The following is a 13,242-nucleotide window of genomic DNA, read 5'->3' on the forward strand; positions in this document are numbered from 1 at the left end:
GACTGCGCGAGGCGACAGGCATGAAGGCCCGCGCAGCAGCGGAGTTGCTCGGCATCGACTCTGTGCAGATCAGCCAGATCGAGTCCGCTGTCGCCAGCGTCAGCGCCGAACGCGTGCGCCGTCTGGCGGCCCACTACGCCTGCACTGACGCGGCGTTGATCGACGCTCTCGTGTCCATGGCCACCGACCGGACCCGTGGCTGGTGGGAGGAGTACCGAGATCAGCTGCCCGCGCCGTTCATGGATCTACCGGAGCTGGAGCATCACGCCCGATTCCGCCGGGACGTGGAGTTCCTGCATGTCCCGGGTCTTCTCCAGACCGCGGATTACGCTCGGTGCCTCTTCTCGTACGTGAACCCGGAGTTCTCGCCGAGCGATGTCGAGCGGCGGGTCGAACACCGCATGAAGCGCAGGATCATCATCGAGCGCACGGAGCCGGTCCCGTACGAGGCCGTGATTCATGAGGCGGCACTGCGCATCAAGGTGGGCGACCGCTCCACAGCACGGGCTCAGCTCGCCCGTGTCCTGGAGATCTCCGAAGCCGATCACGTCACCGTACGCGTCATCCCTTTCGACCTGGACGGCTTCGGCGGGGCCGGAAGTGCGATGGTCTACGCGGGCGGCCCCGTCCCCCAGCTGGACACCGTCGTCCGTGACGGCACCGGCGGGCCGGTTTACATCGATACCGAGGCCCAGCTCAACCGATATCGAACGCGATTCCGTAGAGTGCAGAGCGTGTCACTGGACCCGAACCATTCGCGGGACTTCATCCACCGGCTGGCGAAGGAGCTGTGAGTGTGCTGACCCCCCACTCCTGGCAGAAGTCCTCGTTCTCCGGTGGTGACGACGGCGACGCCTGCGTCGAAGTCGCGGACCTGGACGACCACATAGCCATCCGCGATTCAAAGGCTCCGGCCAGAGCAACCCTCGCCTTCCCCGCGGAAGCCTTCACCCCCTTCATCGAAGCCCTGAAGCACGCGGCCTCCGCGGCAGACTGAGATGCCCGGGTGCCCCCGACCTGGGGGCACCCGGGCATCAAATGACCTGCTGTCAGCCGTGCTTGGCGCGGCTGGCCGCGCGGGCGCGCTCGCGGGCGTCCAGGTTCACCTTGCGGATGCGGACCGCCTCCGGGGTGACCTCCACGCACTCGTCGTCGCGGCAGAACTCCAGCGACTGCTCCAGCGAGAGCTTGCGCGGCGGGACGATCGCCTCGAACGAGTCGGCCGAGGAGGACCGCATGTTCGTGAGCTTCTTCTCCTTGGTGATGTTCACGTCCATGTCGTCGGAGCGCGAGTTCTCGCCGACGATCATGCCCTCGTACACCTCGGTGCCCGGCTCGACGAAGAGCACGCCGCGCTCCTGAAGGTTCGTCATCGCGAAGGCGGTGACGGCACCGGCGCGGTCGGCGACCAGCGAGCCGTTGTTACGGGTCTGGAGCGTGCCGAACCAGGGCTCGTGGCCCTCGTGGATGGAGTGGGCGATGCCCGTGCCGCGGGTCTGGGTCAGGAACTCGGTACGGAAACCGATGAGACCGCGGGACGGGACGACGAACTCCATGCGGACCCAGCCCGAGCCGTGGTTCGACATGTTGTCCATGCGGCCCTTGCGGACGCCCATGAGCTGCGTGACGGCGCCCATGTGCTCCTCGGGCACGTCGATCGTCATGCGCTCGACCGGCTCGTAGACCTTGCCGTCGACATCCTTGGTGACCACCTGCGGCTTGCCAATGGTCAGCTCGAAGCCCTCGCGGCGCATCTGCTCGACCAGGATGGCGAGCGCCAGCTCACCACGGCCCTGGACCTCCCAGGCGTCCGGACGCTCGGTGTCGAGCACGCGCAGGGAGACGTTACCGATCAGCTCGCGGTCGAGGCGGTCCTTGACCTGACGGGCGGTCACCTTGCGGTCCTTGATCGCGGCCTTGTTGTCGGCGCCCTTGCCGGTACCGCCACGGCCGACCAGCGGCGAGGTGTTGGTTCCGATGGTCATCGAGATCGCCGGCTCGTCGACCGTGATCAGTGGCAGCGGGATCGGGTTCTCCGGGTCGGCCAGGGTCTCGCCGATCATGATGTCCGAAATACCGGCGACGGCACAGATGTCACCCGGGCCGGCCTTCTCGGCGGGCTTGCGGGTGAGCGCCTCGGTCATCAGCAGCTCGGTGATGCGCACGTTGGACATGGAGCCGTCGCGCTTGATCCACGTGACGGTCTGGCCCTTGCGCAGCTCGCCCTGCTCGACACGGAGCAGCGCGATACGGCCGAGGAAGTTGTCGGCGTCCAGGTTGGTGACGTGCGCCTGGAGCGGGGCCGTCTCGTCGTACTCCGGAGCAGGGACGTGCGACAGGATCGTGGAGAAGAACGGCTCCAGGTTGGTGCTGTCGGTCGGGACGGTGCCGTCCTCCGGCTTGGTCAGCGAGGCGACACCGTCACGCGCACACGCGTAGACGATGGGGAACTCGATCTGGTCCTCGTCCGCGTCCAGGTCGAGGAAGAGGTCGTAGGTCTCGTTGACGACCTCGTCGATCCGGGAGTCCGGGCGGTCCGTCTTGTTGATGCACAGGATGACGGGCAGGCGCTGCTGGAGAGCCTTGCGCAGCACGAAGCGTGTCTGCGGCAGCGGGCCCTCGGACGCGTCGACCAGCAGGACCACCGCGTCCACCATCGACAGACCGCGCTCGACCTCGCCACCGAAGTCGGCGTGGCCCGGGGTGTCGATGATGTTGATGGTGATGACGTCGCCGCCATCCTTCGGGTGGTACTTCACGGCCGTGTTCTTGGCCAGGATCGTGATGCCCTTCTCACGCTCCAGGTCGTTCGAGTCCATCATTCGGTCGTCGAGCGACTCGGCGGCGTGCGCGGCGAAGGCACCGGCCTGCTTCAGCATGGCGTCGACGAGGGTCGTCTTGCCGTGGTCGACGTGGGCGACGATGGCGACGTTGCGGATGTCGTGGCGCGTGGCCATGAAGGCGTACTCCTGGAGTGTGAGGAAGGCCGACGCGTACGTCTGTGTTACGCGGACCCTGCCGGGCTGAACACGCCACGGCCTTACACCATGGTACGGGGCCGCCGAAGCGGCGGCTCGCCGGGCGGTCGGGGTCAGGCGTTCCGGGTGGCCCTGGAGCCGTGCGGGCAGGTCTCGCGGGCGGCGGTGCGGCCGGTGGCCTGGTCCGCGGGATCCTCGGCGCAGGGGAGGAAGCCGCTGCCCGTCGTCGCCCAGGTGCGGACTTCGCCCCTGACCGGCTTGTCGCTGCCGCAGGTGTACGTGAAGCCGGCGTCGACCAGTTCGATATAGGCCCAGGAGTAGTAGGCGCCCTTCAGATCCCCGGTGTGCACCTCGAAGTACTCGTCGTGCCCGGGCCGCTCCGTCTCGGACGGGTCGGCGAGCGGCTGCTCCACCTTCAGATGTGCCCCGAGGGCCTTGATCACCCCGGCCGCGCTCGCGCCCGCCGGGACGCCGGTGACCGTGGGCCGGTAGACGGTGTGGTCCACCGGTTTGAGGTGGCTCGAGTAGGACTCCGTCCTCTTCGCGAAGGAGACGGGGTCGCCGAGCGCCGTCAGCTTCTCCGTGCGCCGGACGCCCGACCAGGCGTAGGTCCCGCCCGTGCAGGGCTTCGCCCGGTTGTCCGTGCTGCTGCCGCCCCCGCCGCAACCCGTGAGCCCCGCCACCAGCGCCACCCCGGCCAGTCCCGCCGCCCAGGTCCCCCGCGTGCTGCCGCGCATCCGCGTCCCCGTTCCCCCGCGCACGGACGCCCGGCGTCCGCGGCATGATCAATGGTCGATTCATGCTGCGGGCGCCGGGCGCCTGCCACAAGGGTTTTGAGCCATCCCTGAGGTACCAGCGAGGTACCGCCCCGTCAGCCGTCCGACTTCGCGCTCGCCGACGGCTTCGCCCCCTTCTTCAGGAAGCCCATGTCCTCGTAGACCGGGGTCTGGAAACCGAAGGACCCGGCGTTCACCAGGTTCTTGGTCACCGCCGTCAGCTGGGGGCGCTGGTACAGCGGGATGGAGCCGGCGGCGGCCCAGATGCGGGAGTCGGCCTTGCGGATCAGGGAGAGGTTCTCGTCGGTGTCGAGGGTGGCGGCCGCCTGCTCGAAGAGGTGGTCGACCTGGTCGGTGCCGACGCGGGTGTAGTTCTGCTCGACGTCGAGGGAGCCGTCGGCGGCCGGGACCGGCTTGGCGTAGACGGGCCGGGCGTCGGTGGCCGGGAAGGCGGAGGCGGGCCAGGAGTACAGCGCGAGGTCGAACTCACCGGACGCGATGTGGTCCTTGAAGTAGCTCTCGTCGGAGACCTTCGTCATCCGGGTGCCGATGCCGATCCGCTGCAACATGGCGCCGATCCGGTCGGCCACGGTCCGCAGGGCCTGTGAGCCGGGCCCCGACGGCAGCACGAAGCGCAGGGTGAGCGGCTTGCCGTCCTTGGCCAGCAGCCCGGCGGCGGCACCGGCCGGGGCCGCGGTGCCCTTGGGCGCGTAGGCGCCGGGTGCGCCGCCGTGCGGCGGCTGCGCTCCGGCGTACTTGCCGTCCGCGAGGTGCGTACCGGCGTGCTCGCCGCCCTTGGCCTTCTCGTCCTTCTTGGTGTGGTCCTTGGGATCCTTGTGGTGGCCGCTCTTGCTGTCGCCGTTGCCGTCCTCGCCGACGATGTACGTCCCGTCGTCGTCGCCCTCGGACTCGTCGGCCTTGCGGCCCTGGGCCCCGGCGGCCTTCTCGCCCTTCTGCTTCTTCTTCTCCTCCTTGACCGGACCGCCGCGCACCCACCCGGCGTCCGCGAGCAGCGCCTCGGCCTCGGCGGTGTCCTGGCCGCCGAGCGCGCCGCTGTTGTCGGCGTAGGCGGCCTGCCCGGACAGCGCGAGATGGCTGCCGACGGGCACGGCGGGCAGCCCGAGCGGTTTGAGGACGGTCTCGGCCAGCGCCTTGCGGTCGAGGGCGCGGGCCACCGCGCGGCGTACGCGCTCGTCCGCGAGGGGACCCTCGGCGCCGTTGAGGGCGAGCTGGGTGTAGACGGGCTCCAGCGACTTGCGGACCTCGAAGCCGCTCAGGCCCTCGGCGTCGGCGGGCAGGGCCTTGGCGGCGGCGCGCCTGGCTTCCGGGCCCGGCAGCGCGGCGGAGCCCTTGGCCCCGGCGGCCGGCTCGATGCGCTGGGCGCCGGACGGGTCGACCTCGGCCAGGTCGATCTCGCCGTCGGTGAGCGCGGCGGGCCGCTTGTCGAGCGGTACGGCCTTCAGGTCGATCTCGGAGAGCTTGGCGGGCTGACCCCACCAGCGCGGGTTGCGGACCAGGCTGACCTGGTTGTTCTTGTGGTCGACCGCCTTCACCGCGAAGGGCCCGGCGGTGACCTTGAGCGTCCTGCGCGCCCCGTCGTTGAAGGAGTCCGGTGTCCCCATGACGTCCTTGGGGTACAGCGGCGAGAACAGCGACTGCCAGTCGGCGTACGGCCGCGCGAAGGTGACCTTGACCTCGAGGTCGTTCGCGCCGCGCTCGATCTTCTCGATGCGGTCGTAGCCGGCGTTGCGGGCGGTCCAGTAGGCGGTGTCCTTGCCGGACAGGGCGCGCCACTGGGCGGCGAAGTCGGCGGCGCCGATCTCGCGGCCGTCGCTCCAGACGGCCTGCTGGGCGATCTTGTAGAGCACGACCTGCTTGGGCTCGGTCTGGACGACCCTGGCGGACTCCAGGTAGTCGGAGTTGCGCTGCGGCCGTCCGTTCCGGTCCAGCCGGTACAGGGACGGGAGGACGGCCTGCGCGACCCGGTTCGTGACCGCGTCGGCGTCCGACTGGAACGTGTTCAGGGTCTCCGGCACGTCGTCCACGGCCCATCGCAGGGTGCCGCCGTCGGCCACCAGGTCTCGCCCGGCGGGCGCGATGTCGGGCCCTGCAAGGGGCTTGCCCGCCTCGTCCTCGGAGGCACAGCCGGCGAGCAGGGGCACCACGAGCGCGCCCGCGGCGAGAAAGGCGATCGTGCTCCGCCGCAAGGGCCGCGATGGGCCGAGGTTCGTCTGCGGCACCACCGTGGCTGGTCGCTCCCCCACTCTCGGCTTCGCTCGAGTGGGGGGACCCCCATCGCGGCGGAGCCGCAGATCGATGCTGCCCCGCGCCCTTTCGGGGCGCTGCCGAACGTGGGACGTCACTGCTTACCTCCGGGGAGCCGCTCTCGCCGGTGAATGAGTAGGGGTCTGATCACATTTGGGCGTATTTTGGAGCTGATCAGATCTACGGCCCACTGAAGAGGAAAGGGTTCGCCCACCGGGGGTGACACGGCGGCACAGCCGGACAACCCCACCCGTACGGCCCAATGTGCGCCCCCGGCGCACACAGAGCGCTTGCAGGCGTGCACTCAAGGCGTGCAATCCGCCAATCGCTGCACATCCCTTCCCACCGGCAGGTGTGACGCGCAACACTCGCAGGCGCATGAACGTTGCCACCTGGGGCCTGACGGCCCATGGAAGTGAGGTCACGTCATGTCCGTGCAAGACGACCTGACGACAATGCAGCGCTGCCTGGACGACCTGTCCCGGTCGGTGGGCCGCCTGGAGAAGCAGCTGGGCAGCGGCGGCCTCGACATACGCCGCGTCCGCGCCGACGCCGATCACCTCCGGGAGAGCGTCGCGCTCCTGCGTGAGACGGCGTCGAGTCCGAGCGCACCGCGCAAGCCGGAACTCGTCACCATCCCCGACACCCCGTACGACCCCTCGCTGTGGATCGACACGGACGACGAAGGACTCGGCGCCCGCGACCGCCACGCCCCCTGAACCCGACCGGAGTCATGAGTTGGCCACTGGTACGGAACCACATCTGAACAGCGGCGGCGTACGAACCGGTACGCGCGCCGCGATCGACGCCCCGCATCTGCGGACCGACCGCTGGTGGCTGGCTCCGGCCGCCACCGCGGCCGGGTTGCTGGCCTTCATCGTGTACTCGACGTGGCGGGCCTTCGCGAACGCGGACTACTACTCGGCGCCGTATGTCTCCCCGTTCTACTCGCCGTGTCTTGCGGAGAACTGCAAGGACATGCCGTCGGGCCCGAACGCCGACCTCTTCGGGAGCTGGTGGGGCATCTCCCCCGCCATCATCATCCTGATCTTCCCGCTGGGCTTCCGCCTGACCTGCTACTACTACCGCAAGGCCTACTACCGGGGCTTCTGGGCCTCGCCCCCGGCCTGCGCGGTGGCCGAGCCGCACAAGAAGTACACCGGTGAGACCCGCTTCCCGCTGATCCTGCAGAACATCCACCGGTACTTCTTCTACGCGGCGATCCTGGTCGCGGGCGTGCTGACGTACGACACGGTGCTGTCCTTCCGCGACACGCACGAGAACTGGGGCCACATGGGCCTCGGCACGGTCGTGTTCCTGGTCAACATCACGCTGATCTGGGCTTACACGATCTCCTGCCACTCCTGCCGGCACATCGTGGGCGGCAAGCTCAAACACTTCTCCAAGCATCCCGTGCGCTACAAGGCCTGGCAGTTCGTGGGGAAGCTGAATGCCCGTCACATGCTGCTCGCCTGGGCGTCGTTGGTGAGCGTGGCGCTCGCCGACTTCTACGTCTATCTGGTGGCGTCCGGCGCCTTCGACGATCCGCGATTCTTCTGATGAGGGGTGCCTTCTGATGTCCGTGGTCGACCGCCAGGAGTGGGACGTAGTCGTGGTCGGCGCCGGGGGCGCCGGACTGCGTGCCGCCATCGAGGCGCGCGAGCGGGGCGCCCGTACGGCCGTGATCTGCAAGTCGCTGTTCGGCAAGGCGCACACGGTGATGGCCGAGGGCGGCATCGCGGCGGCGATGGCCAATGTCAACGAGCACGACAACTGGCAGGTGCACTTCCGCGACACCATGCGCGGCGGCAAGTTCCTCAACCAGTGGCGGATGGCCGAGCTGCACGCGCAGGAGGCCCCGGACCGGGTGTGGGAGCTGGAGACCTGGGGCGCCCTCTTCGACCGTACGAAGGCGGGGAAGATCTCCCAGCGCAACTTCGGCGGCCACGAGTACCCGCGCCTCGCGCACGTCGGGGACCGTACCGGCCTCGAACTCATCCGCACGCTCCAGCAGAAGATCGTCTCCCTCCAGCAGGAGGACCACCGCGAGACCGGCGACTACGAGTCCCGGCTGAAGGTCTTCCAGGAGTGCACGGTCACGAGGGTGCTGAAAGACGGAAGCAGGGTCTCCGGTGTCTTCGCCTACGAGCGTGAGACCGGCCGTTTCTTCGTCCTGGAAGCCCCTGCCGTGGTGATCGCGACGGGCGGCATCGGCAAGTCCTTCAAGGTGACGTCGAACTCGTGGGAGTACACCGGCGACGGGCACGCGCTCGCGCTGCTGGCCGGGGCGCCGCTGCTGAACATGGAGTTCGTGCAGTTCCACCCCACGGGGATGGTCTGGCCGCCGTCGGTGAAGGGGATCCTCGTCACGGAGTCGGTCCGCGGCGACGGCGGCGTGCTCAGGAACTCCGACGGAAAACGCTTCATGTTCGACTACGTCCCCGACGTCTTCAAGGAGAAGTACGCGGAGTCGGAGGAGGAGGGCGACCGCTGGTACGAGGACCCGGACAACAACCGGCGTCCCCCCGAACTGCTCCCCCGTGACGAGGTCGCCCGCGCGATCAACTCCGAGGTGAAGGCGGGCCGCGGCTCCCCGCACGGCGGGGTCTTCCTGGACGTCTCGACGCGGATGCCCGCCGAGGTCATCCGGCGCCGGCTGCCCTCCATGTACCACCAGTTCAAGGAGCTGGCGGACGTCGACATCACCGCGGAGGCGATGGAGGTCGGGCCGACCTGTCACTACGTGATGGGCGGCATCGCGGTCGAGTCCGACACGGCCGCCGCGCGCGGGGTGCCCGGGCTGTACGCGGCCGGAGAGGTGGCCGGCGGTATGCACGGCTCCAACCGGCTCGGCGGTAACTCCCTCTCCGACCTGCTGGTGTTCGGACGCCGGGCGGGCTGGCACGCGGCCGAGTACGCGGCGGCCCTGGCCTTCGAGCGTCCCGCCGTCGACGAGGTCCAGGTCGACACGGCGGCCGCGGAGGCGCTGCGCCCCTTCTCCGCCGAGGGCCCCGCGCCCGGCGCCGACGAGGGCCGCCCGCCGGAGAACCCGTACACCCTGCACCAGGAACTCCAGCAGACCATGAACGACCTCGTCGGCATCATCCGCCGCGAGGGCGAGATGGAGCAGGCCCTCGAGAAGCTGGCGGACCTGCGGGTACGGGCCCGCCGGGCCGGTGTCGAGGGGCACCGCCAGTTCAACCCCGGCTGGCATCTCGCGCTCGACCTGCGGAACATGCTGCTGGTCAGCGAGTGCGTGGCCCGGGCGGCCCTGGAGCGCACGGAGTCCCGGGGCGGCCACACCCGCGAGGACCATCCGACGATGGACCGCAAGTGGCGCAACATCAACCTGCTGTGCCAACTGACCGACCCCACGGGTGGGTTGGCCGCCACGGACCCCGTCCGCGGCCAGATCGACCTCTCCCGCGAGACCACCGAACCCATCCGCGCCGACCTGCTCGCCCTCTTCGACAAGGAGGAGCTGGTCAAGTACCTCGCCGAAGAGGAGCTGTACGAGTGAGCAGCTACGAGGCCCGCTTCAAGGTCTGGCGGGGCGATGTGAAGGGCGGCGGCCTGGAGGACTTCAAGGTCGAAGTCAACGAGGGCGAGGTGGTGCTCGACATCATCCACCGCCTCCAGGCCACCCAGGCCCCTGATCTGGCGGTCCGCTGGAACTGCAAGGCGGGCAAGTGCGGTTCGTGCTCCGCCGAGATCAACGGGCGGCCGCGGCTGATGTGCATGACACGGATGTCGGTGTTCACACGGGAGGAGACGATCACCGTCACGCCCCTGCGCGCCTTCCCGGTCGTACGGGATCTCGTCACCGACGTCGGGTTCAACTACACCAAGGCGCGCGAGGTCCCCGCGTTCGTGCCGCCGGAGGGTGTGGGGCCCGGCGAGTACCGGATGATGCAGGAGGACGTGGACCGCTCGCAGGAGTTCCGCAAGTGCATCGAGTGCTTCCTGTGCCAGGACACCTGCCATGTGGTGCGGGACCATGAGGAGAACAAGACCGCGTTCGCCGGACCCCGCTTCCTGATGCGGGTCGCGGAGCTGGACATGCACCCGCTGGACGCGGCCGCCGAGACCGGCCTGGACCGCAAGAAGACGGCCCAGGACGAACACGGCCTCGGCTACTGCAACATCACCAAGTGCTGCACCGAGGTCTGCCCCGAGGGCATCAAGATCACGGACAATGCGCTGATCCCCTTGAAGGAGCGGGCGGTCGACCGCAAGTACGACCCGTTGGTGTGGCTGGGGTCGAAGATCAGGCGGCGGTCCTCGTAGCCCTTGGGCGGGACGGCCGGGTTCAGCGGACCCAGCCGTCCCGGTACGCCCTCCAGTCCGCCTCCGTCGCCGCAAAGTCGACGTAGAGCGCGACGCCGAAGCGGGCTCGGTCCGCGTCCGTGCGGGACAGGCCCAGGCGCACGCCGCGGACGGCGGCCGGCACGGTCTCGGCATGGTTCCAGTGGCCGAACCGGTTCTCGTGGTAGAAGGGCAGGCCCATCAGCAGGTCGGTGGAGGGCGGGGTGACCTCCAGGGCGAGCGAGGTCTGCTGGGCGACGTAGCCGCCGTACAGGCTCTGCAACGGCTGCATGGTGTCGTACGACATCACGGCGATCTGGTCGACCCGGCGTGCGACCTGCCCGAAGAACCTCTGCGACCACCACTTCGGGTGTCCGGCGACCGTGCCCCAGAAGGCGTGGAAGCCGGGGAGCGGGTCGATCTGGTGGGCGGCGACGGACAGCAGGGCGTGGTGCGCGCGGGTGACGGAGCGGAGGGAGTCGAGGAGGGTGAGGTAGTCGCGGTCGCCGGAGTGGAGGGGCTCCAGGTCGAAGTGGACGCCGTCGAAGCCGGCCGCCAGGATCTCGCGGGTGGAGGCGACGACGGCCGCGCGGGTCGCCGGCCGCTCCAGGCGCATCCCCGTCGGGCCCTCGGTCGCGAGTACGTCGCCCAGCCAGGCCTGGACGCGGAGCCGCGGCGCTCGGCCGTGCAGGGTTTTGATGAGCCAAGTCGCCTTGCTGTAGGCCGACTTGGGGAGGGTCCCGTTGTGTTCCAGGGGGCCTGCGTGGACGTACAGGTCGCGGATGCCGGTGGTTTTCAGGCGGTCGGCGAGGGCTGTGACGTCGGCGTCGGTCTTGCGGCCGTCGACCCAGGCGTGGCCCAGCCAGATGGCGTCGCGGTTTCTGGTGTACGTGCCCTTCTTGGGGTCGCCGGTGTAGTTCAGGCGCAGGGCGGATTCGGCGGCGAGGAGGGGGAGGAGGAGGGTCAGGACCACGGCGAGGGTGAGGCGTCGCCAGCGGCGGGAAGGCGGCTTTGTCGCCTCGGCTACGCCATCGGCTTTGTCGCTCCCACCCGCACCACCCGTACTGCTTTCGTCGTCGGGTGCGGGTGGCCCCAGTGGGGGGTTCTCGCCGCCGGCGGCTGCGGGGGTGTGGGGGGGCGCCGGCGGCTCGTCCGGCACACCGGCCTGCTCGGCCCCCGCCCCTTGCTCAGTGTGCTGCGCGCGGTCCATCCCGCTCACTCCCCCTCGTCGATCCCGTCCCGTCCCGCCCCACCTCCCCCACCCCTGACCCACCCCGGTCGCGCGGCCGCATTCCTGCTCATACGCTCCGAAATGTGACGTCATCCTTGATCCGGGGCCGGCCACGGCGCGCCACTGCTCACATATCCGTACGGGTGCTGCACACCGTCGTGGGCGGGCTGGCCGCGGTGGTGTGGCTGGTGTTGCCGTGGATGACGATCAACAGCGAGGCGCCGGTTCCGGACGCCCGCGCGCATCCGGCCGCCGCGAGCGCCGCCGCGCCGGAGCAGGACGAGACGTCGGCCGCCGATCTGGTGCTGCCGCTCGTTGCGGTGGGCGCGGTGGTGGTGGCCGCGGGGTACGGCTGGGTGCGGCGCACCCGGCGCGCCCGGACACGTACGACGCCCGGTGGCGGCACGGCGCCCGCCGGGCCCTCCGCACCCCCGCTCTCCGAACTCGACGAACGGGTACGGGCCTTGCTGGTCGACGCCGACGACTGGGTGCGCACCAGCAGGGAGGAACTCGACTTCGCCGAGGCGCGGTCCGGGGCGGATGCCGTGGTGCCGTTCGTACGGGCCGTGCGGGACGCCGAGGCCGAGCTGTCCGCCGCCTTTCGGATGCGGCAGCAGTACGACGACGGTGTCCCGGAGGACGAGGCGTCCCGGCGGCATGCGCTCGCCGGGATGATCGGGCGGTGCCAGGAGGCGGGGCGGCGGCTGGACGCGGAAGCCGCGGGGTTCGACCTGCTGCGCGCGCTGGAGACCGCGGACGGCCTGGGCGAGGCGCTGGAGGTCGCGGAGGACCGGTTCCGTGCGCTGGCCGCGCGTACGGCGGGCGCCGGGGCGACACTGGCCGACCTCGGCACGCGGTACGGGTTGGCCGCGGTCGACGCGGTCACCGGGCATGCCGAACAGGCCAAGGACCGCCTGGTGTTCGCCACGACCCGGCTGAACCGGGCCCGCCAGGCGGCCGACCTGGGGGAGGCGGCCGATGCGGCACGTCATCTGCGGGCCGCCGAGGGCGCGACGGCCCAGGCCGAGGTGTTCGTGGCCGGCATCGAGCGGCTCGCCGCCGACCTGGCCTCGGCCGCGGAACTGGTGCCGGCGGCGCTCACCGGGGCGGAGGCGGAGCTCGCGGGCGCACGGACGGGCGCGGGGGACGTCCCCGCCGGGGAGCTGCACGCCCGCGCGGCGCACGCCGACCTCGTCCTGACGGCCGTACGAGAAGAGCTGACGGCCGGGCCGTACGACCCGCTCGACGCCCTCCGGCTGCTCGTACGGGGGCTCGCGCCGGTGGGCGTGGGGCGCACCGGGGTGCTGTCGGCCGCCGCGTCGCTGGTCGCCCGCGGTGCCGTGGCCGAGGCCGACGCCTTCGTCACGACCCACCGGGGAGCCGTCGGCAGCACGGCACGCACCCGCCTGGCGGAGGCGAAGCGGCTCCTCGCCGAGGAGCCCTCGGCCCTGCTCACCGCCGACGCCCTGGCCCGCCGGGCCCGCGAACTCGCCGAACGCGATGTACGGCTCCACGGCAACCCGAAGGCCGGGGCTGCCGAGCACGAGAGCGGCGTCGCGGGGGCGGTCCTCGGTGGGGTGCTGCTGGGCGATGGCTCACCATCGAGCTTCGGCGGCCCCCGCACTCGGGCCCGCCGGGCCGCGACCCCGCCCTGAAGGGGCGCGAGGAACTGCGCGACCAGCCACAA

General features: G+C 70.4%; 11 protein-coding genes. 7 read left to right on the top strand and 4 right to left on the bottom strand.

Going from position 1 to position 13,242, the window contains the following annotated elements; translation table 11 throughout:
* Positions 1–2 precede the first annotated feature (2 nt).
* Together ABT254_RS00005 and ABT254_RS00010 are read left to right on the top strand one after the other, a co-directional pair.
* On the top strand, positions 3–794 hold the full coding sequence (locus ABT254_RS00005; RefSeq protein WP_351462149.1) for a helix-turn-helix domain-containing protein: 792 nt from the start codon (positions 3–5) through the stop codon (positions 792–794).
* Between the two features lie 2 nt (positions 795–796).
* The gene (locus ABT254_RS00010; RefSeq protein ID WP_351462809.1) at positions 797–997 is read left to right on the top strand and encodes a DUF397 domain-containing protein; all 201 of its coding nucleotides are present in this window, start codon (positions 797–799) and stop codon (positions 995–997) included.
* Between the two features lie 52 nt (positions 998–1,049).
* Here ABT254_RS00010 and typA read toward each other — a convergent pair whose 3' ends face one another.
* From typA to ABT254_RS00025, 3 genes are all read right to left on the bottom strand, one after another.
* Positions 1,050–2,957 (bottom strand): translational GTPase TypA, encoded by a 1,908-nt coding sequence (gene typA, locus ABT254_RS00015; protein WP_351462150.1) that lies wholly within the window; start codon positions 2,955–2,957, stop codon positions 1,050–1,052.
* A 134-nt stretch (positions 2,958–3,091) separates the two neighbouring features.
* Positions 3,092–3,715 (bottom strand): hypothetical protein, encoded by a 624-nt coding sequence (locus ABT254_RS00020; protein ID WP_351462151.1) that lies wholly within the window; start codon positions 3,713–3,715, stop codon positions 3,092–3,094.
* A 134-nt stretch (positions 3,716–3,849) separates the two neighbouring features.
* Positions 3,850–5,994, bottom strand: coding sequence for an ABC transporter family substrate-binding protein (locus ABT254_RS00025; protein WP_502971909.1), 2,145 nt, complete (start codon positions 5,992–5,994; stop codon positions 3,850–3,852).
* A gap of 453 nt (positions 5,995–6,447) precedes the next feature.
* Between ABT254_RS00025 and ABT254_RS00030 the strand changes: the two genes are divergently transcribed.
* The 4 genes from ABT254_RS00030 to ABT254_RS00045 are packed head-to-tail and all read left to right on the top strand — an operon-like array spanning position 6,448 to position 10,306.
* On the top strand, positions 6,448–6,738 hold the full coding sequence (locus ABT254_RS00030; RefSeq protein WP_351462152.1) for an Rv0250c family protein: 291 nt from the start codon (positions 6,448–6,450) through the stop codon (positions 6,736–6,738).
* Positions 6,739–6,757: 19 nt separating this feature from the next.
* On the top strand, positions 6,758–7,579 hold the full coding sequence (sdhC, locus tag ABT254_RS00035; protein WP_351462153.1) for a succinate dehydrogenase subunit SdhC: 822 nt from the start codon (positions 6,758–6,760) through the stop codon (positions 7,577–7,579).
* A 16-nt stretch (positions 7,580–7,595) separates the two neighbouring features.
* Positions 7,596–9,539: a fumarate reductase/succinate dehydrogenase flavoprotein subunit gene (locus ABT254_RS00040; protein WP_351462154.1), complete on the top strand. Its 1,944-nt coding sequence runs from the start codon at positions 7,596–7,598 to the stop codon at positions 9,537–9,539.
* Positions 9,536–10,306 (top strand): succinate dehydrogenase/fumarate reductase iron-sulfur subunit, encoded by a 771-nt coding sequence (locus tag ABT254_RS00045; RefSeq protein WP_344405504.1) that lies wholly within the window; start codon positions 9,536–9,538, stop codon positions 10,304–10,306. Before ABT254_RS00040 ends, ABT254_RS00045 begins: the two co-directional genes overlap by 4 nt.
* Positions 10,307–10,328: 22 nt before the next feature.
* On the opposite strand, the gene ABT254_RS00050 is transcribed toward ABT254_RS00045, so the two are convergent.
* On the bottom strand, positions 10,329–11,534 hold the full coding sequence (locus ABT254_RS00050) for a glycoside hydrolase family 18 protein (RefSeq protein WP_351462155.1): 1,206 nt from the start codon (positions 11,532–11,534) through the stop codon (positions 10,329–10,331).
* Positions 11,535–11,755: 221 nt separating this feature from the next.
* Between ABT254_RS00050 and ABT254_RS00055 the strand changes: the two genes are divergently transcribed.
* Positions 11,756–13,210 carry a hypothetical protein gene (locus ABT254_RS00055; RefSeq protein ID WP_351462813.1) on the top strand — a complete coding sequence of 485 codons (1,455 nt, stop codon included), beginning with the start codon at positions 11,756–11,758 and terminating at the stop codon, positions 13,208–13,210.
* Positions 13,211–13,242: the final 32 nt, after the last annotated feature.

It is taken from the genome of Streptomyces sp. NPDC001137, assembly GCF_040298885.1.
Taxonomy (GTDB): domain Bacteria; phylum Actinomycetota; class Actinomycetes; order Streptomycetales; family Streptomycetaceae; genus Streptomyces.

What these genes read in the sequence shown, in the direction of transcription:
- typA (WP_351462150.1), bottom strand. Translation starts at nt 2,957, where the DNA reads ATGGCCACGCGCCACGACATCCGCAACGTCGCCATCGTCGCCCACGTC.
- ABT254_RS00020 (WP_351462151.1), bottom strand. Translation starts at nt 3,715, where the DNA reads ATGCGCGGCAGCACGCGGGGGACCTGGGCGGCGGGACTGGCCGGGGTG.
- ABT254_RS00030 (WP_351462152.1), top strand. Translation starts at nt 6,448, where the DNA reads ATGTCCGTGCAAGACGACCTGACGACAATGCAGCGCTGCCTGGACGAC.
- ABT254_RS00040 (WP_351462154.1), top strand. Translation starts at nt 7,596, where the DNA reads ATGTCCGTGGTCGACCGCCAGGAGTGGGACGTAGTCGTGGTCGGCGCC.
- ABT254_RS00050 (WP_351462155.1), bottom strand. Translation starts at nt 11,534, where the DNA reads ATGGACCGCGCGCAGCACACTGAGCAAGGGGCGGGGGCCGAGCAGGCC.
- ABT254_RS00055 (WP_351462813.1), top strand. Translation starts at nt 11,756, where the DNA reads ATGACGATCAACAGCGAGGCGCCGGTTCCGGACGCCCGCGCGCATCCG.